This window comes from Pseudarthrobacter sp. PvP090 (assembly GCF_040547365.1).
Classification (GTDB): domain Bacteria; phylum Actinomycetota; class Actinomycetes; order Actinomycetales; family Micrococcaceae; genus Arthrobacter.
In genome coordinates this window covers 1-19736 of the sequence record NZ_JBEPPO010000006.1, presented here as the reverse complement: position 1 = coordinate 19736, position 19736 = coordinate 1, and the positions used below count along the sequence as shown (strand labels likewise).

Annotated in this window: 18 protein-coding genes and 1 tRNA gene; 12 read left to right on the top strand and 7 right to left on the bottom strand. The window is 66.7% G+C overall.

Features of this window, described 5'->3' with window-relative positions:
- The first annotated feature begins 29 nt into the window (after positions 1-29).
- The 3 genes from dprA to ABIC21_RS08255 all read left to right on the top strand — a co-directional run bounded on the left by dprA (position 30) and on the right by ABIC21_RS08255 (position 3199).
- A complete protein-coding gene (gene dprA / locus ABIC21_RS08265; RefSeq protein ID WP_354349931.1) occupies positions 30-1220 on the top strand; it encodes a DNA-processing protein DprA in 1191 nt (396 codons plus the stop codon).
- Between the two features lie 248 nt (positions 1221-1468).
- Positions 1469-2395 carry a tyrosine recombinase XerC gene (locus ABIC21_RS08260; RefSeq protein WP_354349930.1) on the top strand — a complete coding sequence of 309 codons (927 nt, stop codon included), beginning with the start codon at positions 1469-1471 and terminating at the stop codon, positions 2393-2395.
- Positions 2396-2695: 300 nt separating this feature from the next.
- Positions 2696-3199 (top strand): DUF3145 domain-containing protein, encoded by a 504-nt coding sequence (locus tag ABIC21_RS08255; protein WP_056426723.1) that lies wholly within the window; start codon positions 2696-2698, stop codon positions 3197-3199.
- 133 nt (positions 3200-3332) lie between these two features.
- Here the strand turns inward: ABIC21_RS08255 and fabF are convergent, their stop codons facing one another.
- From fabF to aceE, 6 genes are all read right to left on the bottom strand, one after another.
- Positions 3333-4568: a beta-ketoacyl-ACP synthase II gene (gene fabF, locus ABIC21_RS08250; RefSeq protein ID WP_354349929.1), complete on the bottom strand. Its 1236-nt coding sequence runs from the start codon at positions 4566-4568 to the stop codon at positions 3333-3335.
- A 155-nt stretch (positions 4569-4723) separates the two neighbouring features.
- The gene (locus tag ABIC21_RS08245; protein WP_090578669.1) at positions 4724-4969 is read right to left on the bottom strand and encodes an acyl carrier protein; all 246 of its coding nucleotides are present in this window, start codon (positions 4967-4969) and stop codon (positions 4724-4726) included.
- Positions 4970-5098: 129 nt separating this feature from the next.
- A complete protein-coding gene (locus ABIC21_RS08240; protein ID WP_354349928.1) occupies positions 5099-6160 on the bottom strand; it encodes a beta-ketoacyl-ACP synthase III in 1062 nt (353 codons plus the stop codon).
- Positions 6157-7086, bottom strand: coding sequence for an ACP S-malonyltransferase (locus ABIC21_RS08235; RefSeq protein ID WP_354349927.1), 930 nt, complete (start codon positions 7084-7086; stop codon positions 6157-6159). The genes ABIC21_RS08240 and ABIC21_RS08235 overlap by 4 nt, the downstream gene beginning before the upstream one ends.
- Before the next feature lie 87 nt (positions 7087-7173).
- Positions 7174-8418 (bottom strand): PucR family transcriptional regulator, encoded by a 1245-nt coding sequence (locus tag ABIC21_RS08230; protein ID WP_354349926.1) that lies wholly within the window; start codon positions 8416-8418, stop codon positions 7174-7176.
- A gap of 188 nt (positions 8419-8606) precedes the next feature.
- A complete protein-coding gene (aceE, locus tag ABIC21_RS08225) occupies positions 8607-11387 on the bottom strand; it encodes a pyruvate dehydrogenase (acetyl-transferring), homodimeric type (protein WP_354350158.1) in 2781 nt (926 codons plus the stop codon).
- Between the two features lie 397 nt (positions 11388-11784).
- Between aceE and ABIC21_RS08220 the strand changes: the two genes are divergently transcribed.
- The 4 genes from ABIC21_RS08220 to ABIC21_RS08205 all read left to right on the top strand — a co-directional run bounded on the left by ABIC21_RS08220 (position 11785) and on the right by ABIC21_RS08205 (position 13808).
- On the top strand, positions 11785-12201 hold the full coding sequence (locus ABIC21_RS08220; RefSeq protein WP_226761795.1) for a DUF3052 domain-containing protein: 417 nt from the start codon (positions 11785-11787) through the stop codon (positions 12199-12201).
- The gene (locus ABIC21_RS08215; RefSeq protein ID WP_502935975.1) at positions 12198-12716 is read left to right on the top strand and encodes a peroxiredoxin; all 519 of its coding nucleotides are present in this window, start codon (positions 12198-12200) and stop codon (positions 12714-12716) included. Before ABIC21_RS08220 ends, ABIC21_RS08215 begins: the two co-directional genes overlap by 4 nt.
- Positions 12717-12747: 31 nt before the next feature.
- Positions 12748-13641, top strand: coding sequence for an NAD-dependent protein deacetylase (locus tag ABIC21_RS08210; RefSeq protein WP_502935974.1), 894 nt, complete (start codon positions 12748-12750; stop codon positions 13639-13641).
- Positions 13642-13732: 91 nt separating this feature from the next.
- Positions 13733-13808, top strand: a tRNA-Val gene (locus ABIC21_RS08205).
- A 72-nt stretch (positions 13809-13880) separates the two neighbouring features.
- Here the strand turns inward: ABIC21_RS08205 and ABIC21_RS08200 are convergent.
- Positions 13881-14066, bottom strand: coding sequence for a hypothetical protein (locus tag ABIC21_RS08200; protein WP_354349924.1), 186 nt, complete (start codon positions 14064-14066; stop codon positions 13881-13883).
- Positions 14067-14260: 194 nt separating this feature from the next.
- Here ABIC21_RS08200 and ABIC21_RS08195 point away from each other — a divergent pair, with 194 nt between their 5' ends.
- From ABIC21_RS08195 to ABIC21_RS08175, 5 genes are all read left to right on the top strand, one after another.
- Positions 14261-15541: a glycosyltransferase gene (locus ABIC21_RS08195; protein WP_354349923.1), complete on the top strand. Its 1281-nt coding sequence runs from the start codon at positions 14261-14263 to the stop codon at positions 15539-15541.
- Between the two features lie 81 nt (positions 15542-15622).
- Complete coding sequence (locus ABIC21_RS08190; RefSeq protein WP_354349922.1) at positions 15623-15913, top strand: hypothetical protein; 291 nt, start codon at positions 15623-15625, stop codon at positions 15911-15913.
- 316 nt (positions 15914-16229) lie between these two features.
- Entirely contained in the window at positions 16230-17099 is an 870-nt protein-coding gene (locus ABIC21_RS08185; protein ID WP_354349921.1) for a fumarylacetoacetate hydrolase family protein, read from the top strand.
- Between the two features lie 142 nt (positions 17100-17241).
- Complete coding sequence (locus ABIC21_RS08180) at positions 17242-18039, top strand: IclR family transcriptional regulator (protein WP_354349920.1); 798 nt, start codon at positions 17242-17244, stop codon at positions 18037-18039.
- Between the two features lie 167 nt (positions 18040-18206).
- On the top strand, positions 18207-19556 hold the full coding sequence (locus ABIC21_RS08175) for an MFS transporter (protein WP_354349919.1): 1350 nt from the start codon (positions 18207-18209) through the stop codon (positions 19554-19556).
- The last annotated feature ends 180 nt before the right edge of the window (positions 19557-19736 follow it).

Below are 19736 nucleotides of genomic sequence, written 5' to 3'. Positions count from 1 at the left end.
CACCGCCAGCCTGCGAAAGGAACATCACCATGACAGAAAGCGAACGGACAGCCCGGGCAGCGTTGTCCCGGCTGTTTGAGCCGCAGGACGCTGCAGGCCTGGCCCTCGTACGCATAGCCGGGGCGGAGGACGCCGTGAAGATCGCCACCGGCCAGCTGGCCGCCGGAGCGGACCTGGAGCGGGAGATCTTCCAGCTGCTGGACGAGAACAGCTCGGGCAGCGGCTGGACGGGACTCGGGACAGCCCGGCAGCGCTGGGCACCCCGGGTCCCTGATCTGGCGCCGGCACGGGACCTTGCCACGATGCAGCGGCTCGGCGGTCGCCTGATCATCCCGTCGGACGAACTGTGGCCCCGCCAGCTGGCGGACCTTGGACTCCAGGAACCCATCTGCCTGTGGTGGCGTGGCATCGAGCAGCAGCTGCCGGCGCCCGAAAGGTCCATCGCGCTGGTTGGTTCCAGGGACAGCACCTCATATGGCGCCTCCGTCACAGGCGACCTCGCGTATTCCCTGGCACAGCGGGGGTTCACCATCATCTCAGGCGGCGCCTACGGAATCGATGCGCACGCACACCGGGCAGCCCTCGCCGGCGGATCCTCCGGCAGCATGCCCACCATGGCCGTGATGGCAGGGGGAGTGGACCGCTTCTACCCCTCCGGCAACGAGGAGCTGTTGCGGACCGTCGCCAACCAGGGCGCGGTCCTGGCCGAGGTCCCGCCGGGCTCCGCGCCGACGCGCTACAGGTTTCTGCAGCGCAACCGGCTCATCGCTGCGCTGGCGTCCGTCACGGTCGTCGTGGAAGCCCGGTGGAGATCGGGCGCGCTGAACACGGCCCACCACGCGGAAACGCTGGGCAGAGCCGTCGGGGCGGTGCCGGGGTCGGTGCACAGCGCCAACTCCGCGGGCTGCCACCGGCTGCTCCGGGAAGGAGGAGCGGTGTGCGTCACCGACGCCGGGGAGGTCGCGGAGCTCGCCTCGCCCAGCGGCGAATCGCTCCCCGAGGTCAAAGCCGGCAGGGCGGCGGTCCAGGACGGACTGACCCTGGAGGACCTTATCCTGCTGGACGCCCTGCCACTGCGGGCCACCACCTCCGTCGAAAAGCTCACCGCCGTCGCGGGATTGTCCGCGGATTCCGTCCGCGCGGGGCTGGGTCGGCTCGGGCTGCTGGGCCTGGCCGAGTCGCACCGCGGCGGCTGGAAGCGTTCCGGCACAGCAGGCTGACTGGCCGCCGGCGCCCGGCGGGGGCCTCCGGCCTCCGGCGGCCCACGCCTTCCGTAGCCTCCGCCTTCCGCGGCCTCCGGCCTCCGGGGGCCTCCGGGGGCCTCCGGCCTCCGGCGGCCCACGCCTTCCGCGGCCCCCGGCCCCCGGCCCCCGACGGTGGCGGGCAGCGCCAGGGCCCATACCGGACCTGACCCGCGGCTCGCCGTCGGGCTCCTTGACCGCCGGGCGAATCCTGAGAGAGTAAGGGGGTGTCCACAGCTCAGATCCCCGCCGCACTGGCTAAGGCCGCCCAGGGCTTCGGGCGTTATCTGGAGGCGGAACGCGGGCGCTCGGCCCACACGGTGCGCGCGTACCTCTCCGACATCGCAAGCCTGCTCGAGTATGCGGCTTCCGAAGGGGTGGAAGACCTTGCCGGGCTGGAACTTGGCACCCTGCGGCGCTGGCTCGGTTCGCAGAGCGAAGCCGGGATGTCCCGTGCCACGCTCGCCCGCCGCTCCGCCACCGCCAGGGCATTCACCGCCTGGGCCATCCGCGAGGAATTGATCGATTCGGATCCCGCCCTGCGGCTGAAGGCGCCGAAGCGGGAGAAGTCGCTGCCCGGAGTGCTGCATCAGCAGCAGGTCCTTCGGCTCGTTGAAGGCGCGGCATCCGCGGCTGCCGAGGGCGGTTCCCTGCCGCTGCGGGACCGCGCCCTGGTGGAGCTGCTGTACGCCACGGGGATCCGGGTCGGTGAGCTGGCTGGCCTCGACGTGGACGACCTCGATCCCGACCGCAGGACACTGCGGGTGCTCGGCAAGGGCAACAAGGAGCGCACCGTGCCCTACGGCGTGCCCGCTGCGCTCGCCGTCGACGACTGGCTGCGCCGGGGCCGGCCCGCCCTCGCCACGGAAAGCTCCGGCCCGGCGCTCTTCCTCGGTGCCCGCGGCAAACGCGTGGACCAGCGGCAGGTCCGAAGCGTCGTCCACGATCTGCTGGAGGCCCTGGGGGACACGGCCGCCACCGGTCCGCACGCCCTGCGGCACTCCGCGGCCACCCACCTGCTCGACGGCGGGGCTGACCTCCGCGCTGTGCAGGAGATTCTTGGCCACAGCAGTCTGGCCACCACCCAGATCTATACCCATGTCTCTGTCGAGAGGCTCCGGCAGAGCTACCAGCAGGCCCACCCCCGGGCCTGAGCCGGGCGCTTCGGGACGGGGCGCGCACCGAAATGGCCCCATACGGCACGCTGCGCGGCGCGCCGGGAAAGACGCGCCGAATCACACTGGCGTAATGAGGAGGCGTACGGCAGAATAAGAGTCACGCCCGGCAACTTTCAAGTGTCGCTTGAAGCTCTTGAGCATCAAGTTCCACCGAGGAACCGGGCACTAACTTAATAGTCTGGCAAGGATCACCCGTATCACGGCGGACCCGCGCAACAGACAGACATCCAGGCAGAGGTCGTTGGGGAAGACGTACCTACAGCTATGGAGGATGGAATGTCTGTTGCACTGACCCGCGGTGTGTTGTTCGTTCACTCGGCCCCAACTGCCCTGTGCCCCCACGTTGAGTGGGCCATAGGCTCTGTTGTGGACAAGCGGACGGACCTTGAGTGGACCGCTCAGCCGGCTGCGCCCGGAATGTTCCGGGCCGAGCTGTCGTGGACCGGAAACCCGGGCACGGGGGCTCAATTGGCGTCTGCGCTCCGAGGATGGGCGCACCTGCGCTACGAGGTCACGGAAGAGCCCAGCCAAGGCGTGGACGGCGGCCGCTGGTCGCACACACCGGAGCTGGGCATCTTCCACGCCGTCACGGACGTGCACGGCAACATCATGGTCTCCGAGGACCGCATCCGGTACGCCTACGAATCCGGCGCCGGCGACCCCTCAGCGGTCTACCATGAGCTGTCCCTGGCCCTCGGCGAGGCCTGGGACGAAGAACTCGAACCCTTCCGGCACGCCGCCGAAGGCGCACCCGTGCGCTGGCTCCACCAGGTCGGCTAAAGCACCAGGCCGGCTGGACCGTCAGGTCCCGCCGCAAGACACTCCATAGCACCGCCAAATGACAGATGGCGGCAATGTTCACGAAGAACATTGCCGCCATCTGTCATCTCGGCGTGCTGTGCGCAGGCTGGAGCTAGATGCTCCGCACCGCGATCACGGCGTTGTGGCCGCCGAAGCCGAAGGAGTTGCTCAGCGCCGAGATGCTGCCGGACGGCAGGTCACGGGCCGTGGTGACGACGTCGAGCGGGATCTCCGGATCCTGGTTCTCGAGGTTGATGGTCACCGGTGCCTTGCGGTCGTAGATGGCCATGACGGTCAGTACGGCTTCGACCGCACCGGAGGCGCCCAGCAGGTGCCCCATCTGCGACTTGGTGGCCGAGACGGCGACGCTGTCCAGCTGCTTGCCCAGGGCGGCTTTGAGCGCCGCATACTCGGGCTTGTCGCCGACCGGCGTGGAGGTGGCGTGCGCGTTGACGTGCACGACGTCCTCGGGCTGGATCCGGCCGTCGAACATGGCCGCCTTCAGCGCGCGGGTGGCGCCCAGGCCCTGGGGGTCCGGGGCGGTGATGTGGTAAGCATCGGCGGTGACCGAGGTGCCGGCCAGTTCGGCGTAGATGCGGGCGCCGCGGGCCAGGGCGTGTTCCTCGGCTTCCAGCACCAGGGCACCGGCGCCTTCACCCATGACGAAACCGTCGCGGCCAAGGTCGTAGGGGCGTGAGGCATGCTCCGGATCGTCGTTGCGGCGCGAGAGTGCCTGCATGGAGGCGAACGCGGCGATCGGCATCGGGTGGATGGCGGCTTCCGCGCCGCCGCAGACGACGACGTCGGCCTTGCCGGAGCGGATCAGGTCGAGGCCCATGTGAACGGCCTCAGTGCCGGACGCGCAGGCGGAGACGGGGGTGTGGGCGCCGGCGCGGGCGCCCAGGTCGAGGCTGACGGCCGCTGCCGGGCCGTTGGGCATCAGCATGGGCACGGTCATGGGCAGGACGCGGCGGGGGCCCTTTTCGCGCAGGGTGTCCCAGGCGTCCAGGAGGGTCCAGACGCCGCCGATGCCGGTGGCGAACGCCACGGCCAGGCGGTCGTGGTCGATTTCGGTGATGCCGGCGTCGGCCCAGGCCTCGCGGGAGGCGACGACGGCGAACTGCGTGGACGGGTCCATGCGCTTGGCTTCGACCCGGCTCAGGACCTCGGTCGCGGGGTTGGTAGCGCGGGCGGCAAAGTGGACGGGCAGCTCGTACTTGGCCACCCAGTCGTCCTCGAGCGTGTGCGCTCCGGAGACGCCCTTCAGAGCGTTCTTCCACATTGTGGGGACATCGCCGCCGATGGGCGTGGTGGCACCCAGACCGGTAATGACTACTTTGCGTGCCATGGGATCACTCTCTGTCGGTGCGCCTGCCGTATCCGGGACTTGGGAAAGGGTGCCGGGGCCTGCGTTTGAAAAACTCTGGGGTGTTGCACTGGATGGTGCTGCAAATGGCGCGGTCCGGGGGTGCAGTTGCGCCCCCGGACCGGCCGGGGCCGAAATCAGGCCTGTGCGTTGGCGATGAAGCCGACGGCGTCGCCGACAGTCTTGAGGTTCTTGACCTCTTCGTCCGGGATGCGGACGCCGAACTTCTCTTCGGCGTTGACGACGATCGTCATCATCGAGATGGAATCGATGTCCAGGTCCTCGGTGAAGGACTTGTCCATTTCGACAGCCTCGGTGGCCAGACCGGTCTCTTCGTTGACGATTTCAGCCAGGCCGGCCAGGATCTCTTCGTTGCTAGCCATGATGGCTCCTTTTCTTGTTATTGCCGTGGGCTGCCGGTGTGCCGGCAGCTTCAGGCGGAAATGGTTCAAACCGAGGGTTCGGTTTGTTGTGGGATTGAAGCTGGGGAAAGACTGGAAAGCAGCAATCGCCTACGGAAGCACGATCACTTGGGCACCGAACACCAGTCCGGCACCGAAGCCGATCTGCAGTGCAAGCCCGCCGCTGAGCTGCGGGTTCTCCAGCAACAGGCGGTGGGTGGCCAGGGGGATGGAGGCCGCGGAGGTGTTGCCGGCGTCGGCAATGTCCCGCGCGATGATGACGGACTCCGGCAGTTTCAGCTTCTTGGCCATCTCGTCGATGATCCGCATGTTCGCCTGGTGCGGAATGAAGGCCGCGAGGTCATCGGCGGTGATGCCGGCAGCGTCCAGCGCCTGCTGGGCCACCTTGGCCATCTCCCAGACTGCCCAGCGGAACACCGTCTGGCCGTCCTGGCGCAGGGTAGGCCAGACCGCCGCGTCGGTGACGGCGGCTTCCTCGGCGCTCAGTGCGCCGCCCTGCTTGCCCGCCGTGGCGAGCTCGCGGAGGTCCAGCATGGAGCCGGTCATGCCGATCGCGTCCCACTTGCTGCCGTCCGAGCCCCACACCGACGGGCCGATGCCCGGGGTGTCGGAGGGGCCGATCACGACGGCGCCCGCGCCGTCGCCGAGCAGGAAGGAGATGGTGCGCTCGGTGTTGTCGATGACGTCCGAGAGCTTTTCCGCGCCGACGACGAGGACATAGTTGGCCGCGCCGGAGCGGACCAGCGCGTCGGCCTGGGCGATGCCGTAGCAGTACCCGGCGCAGGCTGCAGAGATGTCAAAGGCCGGCGCCGGCGTCGCACCGAGGCGGTCGGCGAGGCTGGCTGCTGCGGACGGCGTCGCGTACGGGTGCGTCACGGTGGAGACAATGACGGCGCCGAGCTGGGACGCGTCGATGCCGGCCTTCTGCAGGGCCTCGCGGGCCGCGCCCTCGGCCATGTCGATGACGCTGACGTCAGCGGGGGCACGGTGCCGGGTGATGATGCCGGTGCGCTGGCGGATCCATTCGTCGGAGGAATCGATCCACTGGCAGACGTCATCGTTGGTGACGATCACGCTGGGCCGGTATGCGCCGACCCCCATGATGCGGGTGTTCTCGTGCAGGGGGGCCTGCTTCAACGTGGGCACGCTCATGCCTGTCCTTCCAGTTCTGCGAATAGGGCCAGGGCGGCGGACAGGTCGTCCGGGGTCTTGACGGTCACGGTCTTCACACCCGGCATGCCGCGCTTGGCGAGTCCGGCGAGTGTCCCGGCCGGAGCCAGTTCAATCACGCCGGTCACGCCGCGCTTCACGAGCGTTTCCATGCAGAGGTCCCAGCGGACCGGGCGGGAAACCTGGGCGATCAGGCTCTCGACGGCGGCGGCACCATCGGTGACTTCCGCGCCGTCGAAGTTGGAGAGCAGGGGGACCTGCGGGTTCCGCGGGTGCAGCGTGGGCCGGAGGGCCCGCAGCGCCGCGACGGCGGGCGACATGTGCGCGGTGTGGAATGCGCCGGCGACCTTCAGCGGGATGACCCGGGCCTTGGCCGGCGGGTTCTCCGCGAGGGCCTTGAGCTGGTCCAGGGTCCCGGCGGCGACGGTCTGGCCGGCTCCGTTGACGTTTGCCGCCGTGGCACCGCAGGCCTCGATCGCGGCCAGGACCTCGGCCGGGTCGCCGCCGACAACGGCGCTCATGCCGGTCGGGGTGGCAGCAGCGGCAGCCGCCATGCTGTTGGCGCGTTCGCGGACGAAGGTCATGGCTTCGGTTTCAGTCAGTACACCGGCCAGGGCGGACGCCGTGATTTCGCCGACGGAGTGGCCGGAGAGGATGACGGGCAGGGTGCCGAGTTCGACGTCGAACAGGGACTTCGCGGCCACCAGTCCGGCCGCGACGATCAGCGGCTGCGCAACCGCGGTGTCCTTGATGGTCTCCTCATCGGACGTGGTTCCGTGGGCAGCGAGGTCGATGCCTGCGATTTCGCTGAGGGAGGCCAGGTGGCCTGCGACGGGCGGCAGTTCCAGCCAGGGGGCGAGAAAACCGGGGGTCTGGGAGCCCTGTCCAGGGCAGACGATTGCAAGCACGTATCCAGCTTTCCAAACTACGGCGAGATTATCGGTGCATTCATACACCAAGCTCACAGGGTCACTTTGTAGGAAGTCTACAACTTCTCAGAGGCTATTCCGCGACGGCTGCCGTTCCGTGGCGGGCTTCGGCGGGGCCGCGAGCCGGCCAACAACGAGGGCCGTCTGGAGCACAAAGGCCTCCCGCGGCAACAGCGGATCCCAGCCCGTGACGTCACAGACGCGCTTGAGCCGGTAGCGCACGGTGTTGGCGTGGACGAAGAGTTCGCGGGCCGTTGCCTCAAGCGAGTGGCCCAGTTCGAGGTAGGTGCCGAGGGTCTCCACGAGGCCGTTCGAGGCCGCGAGCAGGGGCCGGTAGATATTCTTGACGAGGGAGCGCCGGGCGGCGTCATCACCGGAGATCACGCGCTCCGGGAGGAGGTCATCGGCCGCGACCGGGCGCGGCGCGGCCGGCCAGGCGCGGGCAGCGGTCAGCCCGGCGAACGCGGACTGGGCCGAGCCGCTGGCCTCCAGCAGGGAGCCCGCTTCGGCGCCGTAGACGACCGGGCCCGGGGCGAAGAGTTCGGCGAGTTTCAGATAGGCGGTTTCGCGGTCGTGGACCCCGCCGAGGATCAGGATGAGCCGGTCGCCCTGGATCCCGACGAGGGCGTCTTCGGCGAACCGCCCGGCCGTGCGGCGCAGCTCGCTGACGTAGCTGGCATTCGGTTCCGACGGTGAATTGCCGACCATCACGGTAAAGCGCTCCTGCGCCTTCCAGCCCAGGGCAGCGATCCGTGACCGCAGGGCGTCGGTGTTTTCGCCGCGCAGGATGGCGTCGACAATGAGCGCCTCCAGCCGGGTGTCCCACGATCCGCGGGTTTCGGCGGCACGGGCGTAGACGTCGGCGGCGGCGAAGGCGACCTCCCGGGAGTACCGCAACACCGCCTCGCGCAGCGCGCCCTGGTCCGCTTCCGGCGCGATCACGGGCACCTGGTCCTCCACCACTTCCACGACGATCCGGATCAGCTGGAGGGCCTTCTGCAGGCTGATGGAGCGGGTGAGCTCGGTGGGCGCCGTGCCGAAGACGTCGGACAGGATCCACGACGGGGAGCTGGGGCGCTCGTACCAGGTGACGAAGGCGGCGATGCCATTCTGGGCCACCATGCCCAGGGCCGAGCGTTCGTCGGAGTTCAGCCGGCTGTACCACGGCAGGGATTTCTCGAGTTGGCGCAGCGTGGTCGTGGAGAGCTGGCCGACGCTGGCCCGCAGTTTCTTGAGTGTCTCAACCTTCTCCGGAGGCATCGCCCTTGAAGCGGGCTTGCGTTTTGCGGGAGTGGTGATCGGCTCGGCCATGCATCGAGCATACGGGGACTGCCGCCCAAGCTCCATTTGTGCAAAGGCTACAACGGGCTTTGTGCTGGGTCACAATGTAACACTGCGGGTTGGCCGGTGTCCGGCACCCGGGCGGGGACCGGGGATTAAACGCGGACGGCGGCCCCCGCCTTTCGGTGGGGACCGCCGTCGTAATCGCTGGAAGGACTCTAGGAGTCGCCACCCGCGTTGCCGGTGGTGCCGGCGTTGACGTTGTGCAGGCGGTACTTCTCGATCGCCTGGGCCGGAGCCTGCGCATCCACCTCGCCGCGTCGGGCCAGCATCTGCAGCGAACGGACAACCACGGAGTGGATGTCGTTCTTGAAGAAGCGGCGCGCAGCGGCGCGGGTGTCGGAGAAGCCGAAGCCGTCGGCGCCGAGCGAAGCGAACTCGTTCGGCAGGAACTGGCGGATCTGGTCCGGCACGGCCTTCATGTAGTCGGTGACGGCCACGATCGGACCGGTCGCGCCGGCGAGCTGTTCGGTGACGAACGGGACGCGGGCGGGCTGGCCGGGGTTGAGGAAGGCCTCTTCCTCGGCTGCCATGGCGTCACGGCGCAGTTCGGTCCAGGACGTCACGGACCAGACGTCGGCGGAGACGCCCCAGTCCTCGGCGAGGACCCGCTGGGCCTCCAGGGCCCACGGCACGGACACCCCGGACGCAAGGATCTGCGTGCGCGGGCCGTCAATCTTGGCGGGCGCCAGCAGGTAGATGCCCTTGATGATGCCCTCGACGTCGAGTTCCGCCGGTGCCGCCGGCTGGGAGATCGGCTCGTTGTAGACGGTGATGTAGTACATCACGTTCCGCGACGGGTCGTTGTCCGCCGGGCCCGGACCATACATGCGGTTGAGGCCGTCGCGCATGATGACGCCGATCTCATAGCCGTAGGCCGGGTCGTAGGTGACGACGGCGGGGTTGGTGGCGGCCAGGATGGGGGAGTGGCCGTCGGCGTGCTGCAGGCCTTCGCCGGTCAGGGTGGTGCGGCCGGCGGTGGCGCCGATGATGAACCCGCGGGTCATCTGGTCCGCGGCGGCCCAGAAGGAATCGCCCGTGCGCTGGAAGCCGAACATCGAGTAGAAGACGTAGATCGGGATCAGCGGCTCGCCGTGGGTGGAGTAGGACGTGCCCGCGGCGGTGAACGCCGCCACGGAACCGGCCTCGTTGATGCCGGCGTGCACAATCTGGCCGGAGATGGACTCCTTGTACGCCAGGACGAGCTCGCGGTCCACGGAGAGGTAGTTCTGGCCGTTCGGGTTGTAGATCTTCGCCGTCGGGAAGAACGCGTCCATGCCGAAGGTGCGGGCCTCGTCCGGGATGATCGGAACGATCCGCTGGCCGAATTCCTTGTCCCGCATGAGGTCTTTGAGCAGGCGGACGAAGGCCATGGTGGTGGCCGCCAACTGCTTGCCGGAGCCGCGGTTCGCGACTTCGTAGACCTTGTCGCCGGGGAGGGTGACGTCGGTGTGCTTGGAGCGGCGTTCGGGGACGAAGCCGCCGAGGGCGCGGCGGCGTTCCATGAGGTACTGGATCTCGGGGGAGTCCATGCCGGGGTGGTAGTACGGGGGCCGGTAGAGGTCCGCTTCGAGCTGGTCGTCGGTGATGGGGATGCGCAGGTGGTCGCGGAAGGCTTTCAGGTCCGCGAGGGTGAGCTTCTTCATCTGGTGCGTGGCGTTGCGGCCCTCGAAGTGGGTGCCCAGGCCGTAGCCCTTGACCGTGTGGGCCAGGATGACGGTGGGTTTGCCCTTGAACTCGGTCGCGGCCTTGTACGCGGCGTAGACCTTGTTGTAGTCGTGGCCGCCGCGCTTGAGGTTCCAGATCTGGTCATCGGTGAGGTCCTGGACCATTTCCTTGGTCTGCGGGGTCTGTCCGAAGAAGTGCTCGCGGACGAACGCGCCGGACTCGGCCTTGTAGGTCTGGTAGTCGCCGTCGACGGTTTCGTTCATGATCTTCACGAGCGAGCCGTCCTCGTCCTTGGCCAGCAGGTCATCCCACTCCCGGCCCCAGACGACCTTGATGACGTTCCAGCCCGCGCCGCGGAAGAACGCCTCGAGTTCCTGCATGATCTTGCCGTTGCCCCGGACCGGCCCGTCAAGGCGCTGGAGGTTGCAGTTGATCACGAAGTTGAGGTTGTCGAGCTTGTCGTTCGCGGCGAGCTGGAGCAGGCCGCGGGACTCGGGCTCGTCCATTTCGCCGTCGCCCAGGAACGCCCAGACCTGCTGGTCACTGGTGTCCTTGATGCCGCGGTTGGCCAGGTACCGGTTGGACTGCGCCTGGTAGATCGCGTTCATCGGCCCGATGCCCATCGAGACCGTGGGGAACTCCCAGAACTCCGGCATCAGGCGCGGGTGCGGGTAGGAGGAGAGGGCATGGCCTTCCTTGGACTTCTCCTGCCGGAACCCGTCCAGGTCCTCCTCGGTCAGCCGGCCTTCCATGAAGGCCCGGGCGTACATGCCGGGGGAGGCGTGGCCCTGGAAGAAGACCTGGTCCCCGCCGCCGGGGTGGTCCTTGCCGCGGAAGAAGTGGTTGAACCCGACCTCGTACAGGGTCGCTGCCCCGGCATAGGTCGAGATGTGCCCGCCGACGCCGATATCGGCCCGCTGCGCCCGGTGCACCATGACCGCGGCGTTCCACCGCAGCCACGCCCGGTACTTCCGCTCGATCTCCTCGTCCCCGGGGAACGCCGCTTCCTGGTCCACCGGAATCGTGTTGACGTAGTCCGTGGTCGTGACCATCGGAACACCCACGGACTGCGCGCCGGCCCGCTGGAGCAGGCTGCGCATTATGTACTGGGCACGCTCGGTGCCCTGTTCCTGAATCAGCGTATCCAGGGACTCCAGCCACTCGGCGGTCTCTTCCGGATCACGATCAGGCAGCTGGTTAGTCAACCCGCTGAGGATATGGGAGGTCTCTTCTCCTGCAGCCACGTCCAACCTCTCTTTGAGCGCATTCATCGGCGCCCTCAGCTCCGGCAGGGTGACTGCCTGGCGTGAACGCGACGTGTGCGACATATCGGTTACAACTGCCCGGTCATGTGCGCCGGGCAAGGTCCAATCACAACTATTCCCGCCTTAGCCAGCGGGGCGTCCGCCCTTGCGGGCGTAGTCGTCATCAGCCACTCTAGCTCTCACATCTCGGGGATGCGTAGCTGTCGCATGGGGGTGCTGTCGTATTTGACGGGCATACTGGTTGTGTGACGATGTGCCGCCCGGCGGTGCTCGGATCTCCGTGTGTGACGCAGAATATGGCGGATCGCGGGGCCAACAGCTTGAAGCGCAGGCGCAAAGGGTGTTGGCTTGGAGTAATGGAAATCACTAGAGCTTTTGAAAACACCAAGCATAGGAGCAACACGTGAGCGAGGCCGACGCCGCCACTTCGGTAAATGTGGCGGAAAAACTGGGTTTCAAAACCGGTGACCTGATTCAGGAATTCGGCTATGACGACGACGTCGACTTCGACTTGCGCGACGACATCGAAGATCTCACGGGCTCGGAACTCTTCGATGAGGACGACCACGAAGTGGTCGATGCGGTCATTCTTTGGTGGCGTTCCGGCGACGGTGACCTCGTGGACACCCTGGTTGACTCGCTGACCACGTTGGCTGAGGGCGGCGTGATCTGGGTGCTGACACCGAAGTCCGGCCGGGTGGGCTATGTTTCACCGGCGGACATCCAGGACGCCGCTCCCACCGCAGGCCTGCACTACACCACTTCCGCTGGCGTCTCCAAGGACTGGAGCGCCACCCGGGTCACGCGGAAGAACAAGTGACCCTAGCCGCCGCGGTTGGCGTCGTCGGGGATCAGACAGGTGAAGCCACGGCGGTGCCCGCCGTCGGCGAGGCCGCCCCGGACTTCGAACTGCTGAACCAGTATGGCGAACCCGTGAGGCTGTCAGAACTCCGGGGACGCAACGTCGTCCTCGTGTTCTTTCCCTTCGCCTTCTCCGGCATCTGCACCGGGGAGCTGTGTGAAATCCGGGACAACCTGGCGCTGTTCGAGGATGCCGACGCCGTCGTGCTGGGTATCTCGGTGGACAGCAAGTTCGCCCAGCGGGCCTACGCGGAGAAGGAAGGCTATGCCTTCGACCTGCTCGCGGACTTCTGGCCGCACGGGGCCGTCGCCGGGCAATACGGTGTGTTCGACCCCGGCAGCGGAATGGCACGGCGCGGAACCTTCATCATCGACGCGGGCGGCATTGTTCGCTACGTGGTGGTGAACCCCCGCGGCCAGGCCCGGGATTTCGCCGGCTACCGCGCCGCCCTGGCAGGACTCGCAGGGAACTGACGCGGTGAGGACGCGGCGGCCCGGGATCGGCATGACTGGCTTTGCCAGCCTGCCCCCGGTCCCCGCCGCGGAGCCGGCCCGCGACGAGCTCGAGGTCCTGCAGGAAATCCACGGCCTCCTGTCCGGGAAGCGCTTCGCCCTGTTGACCGGCGCCGGGCTGAGCACCGATTCCGGCATTCCCGACTACCGTGGGCCCGGCGCCGCGCCCAGGGCTCCCATGACGTACCAGGAATTCATCGGCGGGGCCGACAACCGCCGCCGCTACTGGGCCCGCAACCACATCGGCTGGTCCCACCTGCGCCGGGCCGACCCTAATGACGGCCACACCGCGGTCGCCCGGCTTGAGCACCGCGGACTGCTGACCGGACTCATCACCCAGAATGTTGACCGGCTCCATGAGGACGCCGGCAGCATCAACGTGGTGGACCTGCACGGCCGCTTCGACCAGGTGGTCTGCCTCGCCTGCCACCGGCGCTATAGCCGGGCGCTGCTGGCGGGAGTGCTGGCGGAACTCAACCCCGGCTTCCTGGAACGGGCGCTGGCAGCCGGTGTGGTCGAAATGGCGCCGGACGCCGACGCCACGGTCGAGGACGCTGACCTGATTGAAAGCTTTGTCGTTGCCCACTGCCCTGCTTGCGGCGGCACGCTCAAACCCGATTTTGTGTACTTCGGCGAAAACGTCCCCAAGGACCGAGTTGAACGCTGCTACGCCATGGTGGACGACGCCGGCGCGCTCCTGGTGGCCGGTTCCTCGCTCACGGTGATGAGCGGGCTGCGGTTTGCCCGGCACGCGGCCAAGCACCGAAAGCCGGTTGTGATCATCAACCGGGGCCAGACCCGCGGGGACGAGCTCGCCGCCATCAAGCTCGACGCAGGTGTCAGCGAAGCACTCACCTGGCTTGCTGCCGAACTACCGCCGCTCTAGGCCGCTCCAGGCCCGATTGGCGCTCCGCCGGGTTCATCCGGTACAGTAACTGTTCGTTGGTCGAAGCGCGGAAGCGCTGAACCAGCGGTTTGGGTCTTTAGCTCAGCTGGTAGAGCGCCACGTTTACACCGTGGATGTCATCGGTTCGATCCCGGTAGGACCCACCAAGAAAAGCCCCGCAGTTATGGACCTGGTGCTCCATAACTGCGGGGCTTTCTTGGTTCCCGCGAAGCCCTGGGTCAGGCGCTCTTGGGCGCCGGTTCGTTGGGGCTGCTGATGGGCGCGACGCTCCCATCGAGCAGGGCGTAGGCGTTAGCGAGCCGCTGCACCGCCTGCGACTGGTTGGTCGATACGCCAACCTTCACGATCGAATCCAGCACAATGGCTTTCGCCTTCTCTAGTTTCTGAGCGTTCGATTCAGCCATCTTGAATTCCCTTGGTCCTGCCAAGGCGCCCTGTGCGCCCCGGCGCGCGTCCAACTTACCACCGGCCGGGCTCAAGCCGCCAAATCTCCGTCATTGTTGGCCCCGCATCCGGTTCGGGCGCCAATGCCGTTCTCCGGGAGGGCTGCGGATACGCTGGGATGGAACGTTCAGCATCGCGACTTTGAGGGATCAGCATGTTTTACGGAGTCACTCGCTATAGCCTGTTCTCGCCCGGCTCACCATCATGGAAGACGTCCAGCAGCGATGTCTTCAAGGACCCGGATGATTACAAGGCCTACCTTTTTTCGGAACGACGCCTTCAGCTGCGGGAGGAATTGTTTTTGAACCGGTCCGTGCCGGCGCTGGCCGCCATGGCGGAAGGTCATGACTACACCCAATTCGTGATGTATTCCGGACTTCTGCCGCCGCGCCATCAGGAAGCGCTGTTCGCTGCAGCGGCGGCCCACTCGTTCCTGGTCCCGGTGCAATGGGACCACATGGTCCGGGGTACCGGAATCGAAGAGGTCCAGCCCCTGATTGAAAAGGACCTCGCCGCCAAGTTCGACGTCGGCGGCGGTGTGCAGCCGGTGGCGTGGTTCCGCCTTGACGATGACGACGTTCTGGCTGCGGACTACCTGACATGCCTTGACGGCTATCGATCCCTCGACCACGTGGGAATGGCAATTTCTTTCGGGCTGGGACTGACGGCCTACAAGGCCGTTGACAAACTGGTGGACCTTCGGGAGTACTACCACGCGAAATCAGCGCAGGGCATGGCGTTCATCTCTGCATTTGACCCGGCCGTGGGCCGGGTCAAGATCCATCCGCCGGGTCCGCACTACGGTGTAGACCGGGTAATGCCGACCATTCTGGATTCCCGGGAGCACATGTTTTTCCAGGTGCGGCATAGCGATCAGGACTCAACCTTGAACGAGACCCGCTTTGAACGCACCGCCGCTTCCTTGGCGCGGCTGGACAGGCTTCCGGCCGTCAGGGCGGCCGTTACCTCAGCAGAGAAGTGGCCGAGCCTCTACGACGAAATGGTCCGAGGCGAGCCCGTGGCGCGCGGGTTCTCGTTCCCCGGTGCGGAACCCGTGCGGCTGACCAAGGAGACCGCGTTGGCGTTTCCCTTGGAGCCGGAGATTACCGAGGGGTTGTTCCAGTTCGAGTTCGAGTTCGAATCTGCGCTGGAGCTGGACGGGGCCTTTGCTGTTGTCTCGTATGAACTCAGAGGTGCAGAAGGCGTTGACGTCGAGGAACTGGGGCTGAGGGTCGGCCTGCGGAAGAGCCCCACCTATGGGATGTACTGGCTGGCCTGGTCGCGCGAAGCCCATGGTGTCATGCGTCACAGCCTGCCCGTACCGGAGGGCCTCACAATTGTGGGCATCACGCTGCGGGGTAAGAACAGCCAGCCCGCAGATGTCTTCATCCGCTGGTGCGAGCCGCGGGTCGTAGCCCTGCCTGCCGGCGACTAATACGCGGTCTGTCCGGAATCCCTGGCCCCAGTTGCCGGGCCGGCGCCGAAATTGTCGGAGGCCCGACCTAACGTGGCGGGCATGGAACACATCATGGTGACAACAGGCGCGGACGGCAGGCCCCGGACCGTGGTGCGCGGGGGACGCGAATGGATTGTCGGCGCCGAGCCCGTGCGCTGGTTCGAGCGGGTGAGTTGGTGGGAGGCAGAGCGGCGGATGCCTAAAGGACTGAGCCGTGTCGACGTCGAGGTCTGGCAGGTCCAGGCGCGACTTGGCCGTAATTCGGGTTCTGCCCTCACCACGATGGAAATCATCCGCGACGGGTTGGGCGGCGGCTGGCGGCTCCGGGAGGCCATCGCGGACGCGGCATAGCCGCTGCATAAACCGGCACCGCGGACCGCAAGTGCAAGAGGCATTGGAAAAGCCTTCCACCGCGACTATTGGGGGATGCCGCGGTGGAAGGCTTGATATGAATATACCGTGAAATTTTGGAAATGTGAAACACGCGGCGGCGATTCGGACCGGGCGGAAATGCCTAATCGATGGCGAAATAAGGGCCGTTCGACGGCACTGCGTGGGCCTTGTCGGCGGCCGGGAAGGATGGCGTGCCCTGGTAGAAGCGGGCTGCGGTAGTGGTTTTACCAGACACATTCCATACGTGCCCGAAACCGCGATCTAGGATGATCCCATGATCGCCACGACCTCCCGCCGCATTGCCCGGATCCGCCCGCTCTCCCGGGATTCCGGTGCCGAGCACTTTTTCGTCGCCAACGATGCCCCGGACTTCGACAGCGAAGCAGGAAGAGTGTGGACGGTGATCAACTCGCCGTTCCCGGGTTCCCCGGCGAACGCCGGCAGCGCACCACGACGCGGCTGGGAAACCGGCGACACGGTGGAGGAGGGCTCGTTCATATTCCTGGCACCAAGTGTCCCGGCCAACGTCCTGGGGATGGCGCACAATACCGGCCAGGCAGGCCGCGATCTCCCGCCGCAGGCATTCCACAAGGCCGCGACCAGTGTGGTCGGTCCGGGGGATGCCATAGAACTGGGGCCTGGGGTGGGCCGCGTTGACCCGGAAGCGGAATTGACGATTGTCGTCGGAAGCAAGGTCCGGGGGCTGACGCTCAGCAACGCACGGACTGCAGTTCTGGGTTTCACCATCGGTAATGATGTCTCCGCCCGGGACCTGCAGCAGTCGGATGAGTTGTGGATCAGTGCCAAGAGCCAGGACACGTTCACTCCGGCAGGGCCGTGGATCGTCACGGGCCTGGACGGTGCCGGACTGGCGATCGGGATCAAGCACAACGGCGCCGAACTCAAGGCTGCAAGTTCTGCCGATCTCGGCTGGGGGGTAGATGAAATCCTGGTCTATCTGACGTCCTTCATGACTCTGCACCCCGGCGATTTGGTGCTCACGGGCTTCCCTGCCGAGTGCGCGGGCCTGGTCGCCGGCGACACCGTCACTTGTCATATCGAGGGTATCGGCCAGCTGACTAACCCGGTCGTGGCCGCGCCCTGGGGGCAACCGCGACCGCCGCTGCCTGACCACACGTTCTGACCCGCACCCCGGTCCCCGGACCGCTCGCGGCCCTTGGGCGCAGTTCCGCGTGCCCGCCACTATGATGGTTAGTGTTCAACTGACTGAACAGCACCCTACTGTATGGCGGCGGCGCCATACGCGCGATCCGTGAAGGAGAATCATGGCCGATTCCCGAGTTTCCCGCACCTCTGACGGATCGGGGAGCGCCTCGCCCGCGCCGGCAGTCACGCGTGCCGCTGCAGTGCTGGAGGCTCTGGCCTCCTCTGCGACCGGGCGACTGACGCTGAGCGACCTTGCCCGGGAACTGGGCATCCCCAAATCCTCGACCTCGAACCTCCTGCTTGCTCTCGAGGAGGCGCGGCTCATCAACCGCCAAGGCGCCGAATTCACCCTCGGACGCAAGCTTGTTGAGCTGGGCGCGGCTTACCTGAGCCGGCTTGACGAGGTCCAGGAGTTCTACCGGTTCTGTGAACAGGCGCCCACCCTCTCGGGCGAAACGGTCCGCATCGCCATGCTCGATGGAGGGAACGTGATCTACCTGGCCCGATATGAAGGCCATCCCGCGGTTCGCCTCACCTCCAACATCGGCGACAAGATGCCGGTTTCACTCTGCGCTGTCGGCAAGGCACTCATTGCGCGACTGCACGACCACGATGTCGCCGAGATGTTTCCTGATGACGCCCAGTTGCCCGTCCTGACTCCGAAGTCTCTGCGGACCGGGGCCGAACTGAAGGCCCAGCTCGCCGTCATACGGGAACAGGGCTACGCCTTCGAGGATGAGGAATCCACCACGGGGGTCGTGTGCCTGGCCGTCTCGGTGCCGACCCGGGGTGCGCACGGACCCAGCCTGGGCCTGTCCGTCACGGCACTGAAGGCGACCTACTCGGCGGAGCAGGGCGCACTGATGGTGAAGGAACTGAAGGAGCTGGCCCGGTCCCTGGGCAATCCCATGGGGTAGCGCCGTGCCGCGCTTTTACACAGGTCGTGCACGAAAAATAAATCTGATGAGTTATAGGCGAACCGATCAGCCTGTTGTACGCTGTTCAACATGGTGATCGACCCCTCGAGGGTTGTTCATATCCCACCAGGCCAACGAGGGTCTGGAGTGTTCTTGAGGGAGTGCTTGTGACAACTAGTACCAATACACCGCTGGCTAAAGCGGACGGCGCCGTCGTCGATCCTGACCAGCTGCGAAGGGCAACTCTTGCCAGCTCCGTGGGCTCCGCTCTGGAGTACTACGACTTCTACATTTACGGCCTGGCTTCGGCCCTGATCTTCGGCCCGCTGTTCTTCGCGCCGCTCGGCGAGGACGGCGCCCTGATCGCCTCGTTTGCCACCTACGGCGTGGGTTTCGCGGCCCGGCCCTTTGGCGGAATGATCTTCGGCTACATTGGCGACAGGTTCGGCCGCAAAATGGTCCTCATCCTCACGATCGGACTGATGGGCACCGCCAGCTTCGCGATTGGACTGCTGCCCACCTATGAACAGGCCGGCATGCTGGGCGCCGTCCTCCTGGTGACCCTGCGCATCCTTCAGGGGCTGGGCGCCGGGGCTGAGCAGGCGGGCGCCACGACACTGATCTCCGAAGTCGCACCGCGCCGCCGTCGGGGCTTCTTCGCCGCGCTCCCGTTCGTTGGAATCCAGCTGGGCACCCTGCTCGGCGCAGGAACCTTTGCCCTGATTGCGATGGCTGACAAGGCAACGCTGGAGGGCTGGCTGTGGCGGGTGCCGTTCCTGGCGAGTGTGCTCCTGATTGTGGTGGCCATCTTCATCCGGCTGCGGCTGAAGGAAACGCCCGTCTTCCAGGAGCTGGAGAAGCACAAGAATGTGGCTAAGAACCCCATCGGCCAGCTGTGGAAGCACTCCAAGAAGAACACCCTGATCGGCATTGGACTGCGGATGGGCGAGAACGGGAATTCCTCGATCTATTCCGCCCTGCTGATCGCCTTCATGGCGGCAAAGGACGGGGTCTTCCCCGGCGACAAGTTCATCGGCCCCGTGGGACTGCTCATCGCCGCCGGTTTCGCCGCCGTGATGGTCGTCAGCTTCGGTGCGCTGTCGGACAGGTTCGGCCGTGTCCCGGTCTACCGCTACGGGGCGCTCTTCCAGGCCCTCATCGCGCTGCCGGCCTTCTATCTGGTGACGCTGGGCAACGTCACGCTTGTCTGGATCGTCATGGTGGTGGGCATTGCCCTCGGGGTTCAGTCCATGCTCGGCCCGCAGTGCCCGCTTCTGCCCGAACTCTTCGGTTCACGGTACCGGTTCACCGGCGTGGCCATGAGCCGCGAACTCTCTGCCGTCATGGCCGGGGGGCTCGTTCCCCTCGTGGGCGCCGCGCTCCTGGCGGTGACGGATCACTCCTGGCTGGTGCTCGCCATCTACTCGCTGGTCCTAGCCCTCATCTCATTTGTCACGACGTTCTTCACGCCCGAGACCGTCGGACGCGACCTCCTCTTGACGGAGGACGCCAGCTAGTCGCTCCTGGTTCTTGCCCGCTCGGCGGGACCAAGGCCGTGGGCCCCCCCCCCCGGCGGGGCCCCCGCCCTCCGTAGTCCACCGGGGGGTGTGGCAAACCGGGGACTTCCCCACACCCCGCGGCACCCAGGCGCCCGGCGGCCAACACCGCCACCCCCGCCCAACCCCGCGCCCCCCCAC

Bases quoted from the DNA above. Each gene is read 5' to 3' on its own strand.
- dprA (WP_354349931.1), top strand. From the start codon at position 30: ATGACAGAAAGCGAACGGACAGCCCGGGCAGCGTTGTCCCGGCTGTTT.
- ABIC21_RS08255 (WP_056426723.1), top strand. From the start codon at position 2,696: ATGTCTGTTGCACTGACCCGCGGTGTGTTGTTCGTTCACTCGGCCCCA.
- fabF (WP_354349929.1), bottom strand. From the start codon at position 4,568: ATGGCACGCAAAGTAGTCATTACCGGTCTGGGTGCCACCACGCCCATC.
- ABIC21_RS08245 (WP_090578669.1), bottom strand. From the start codon at position 4,969: ATGGCTAGCAACGAAGAGATCCTGGCCGGCCTGGCTGAAATCGTCAAC.
- ABIC21_RS08240 (WP_354349928.1), bottom strand. From the start codon at position 6,160: ATGAGCGTGCCCACGTTGAAGCAGGCCCCCCTGCACGAGAACACCCGC.
- ABIC21_RS08230 (WP_354349926.1), bottom strand. From the start codon at position 8,418: ATGGCCGAGCCGATCACCACTCCCGCAAAACGCAAGCCCGCTTCAAGG.
- aceE (WP_354350158.1), bottom strand. From the start codon at position 11,387: ATGAATGCGCTCAAAGAGAGGTTGGACGTGGCTGCAGGAGAAGAGACC.
- ABIC21_RS08210 (WP_502935974.1), top strand. From the start codon at position 12,748: ATGACTGGCTTTGCCAGCCTGCCCCCGGTCCCCGCCGCGGAGCCGGCC.
- ABIC21_RS08200 (WP_354349924.1), bottom strand. From the start codon at position 14,066: ATGGCTGAATCGAACGCTCAGAAACTAGAGAAGGCGAAAGCCATTGTG.
- ABIC21_RS08195 (WP_354349923.1), top strand. From the start codon at position 14,261: ATGTTTTACGGAGTCACTCGCTATAGCCTGTTCTCGCCCGGCTCACCA.
- ABIC21_RS08190 (WP_354349922.1), top strand. From the start codon at position 15,623: ATGGAACACATCATGGTGACAACAGGCGCGGACGGCAGGCCCCGGACC.
- ABIC21_RS08185 (WP_354349921.1), top strand. From the start codon at position 16,230: ATGATCGCCACGACCTCCCGCCGCATTGCCCGGATCCGCCCGCTCTCC.
- ABIC21_RS08180 (WP_354349920.1), top strand. From the start codon at position 17,242: ATGGCCGATTCCCGAGTTTCCCGCACCTCTGACGGATCGGGGAGCGCC.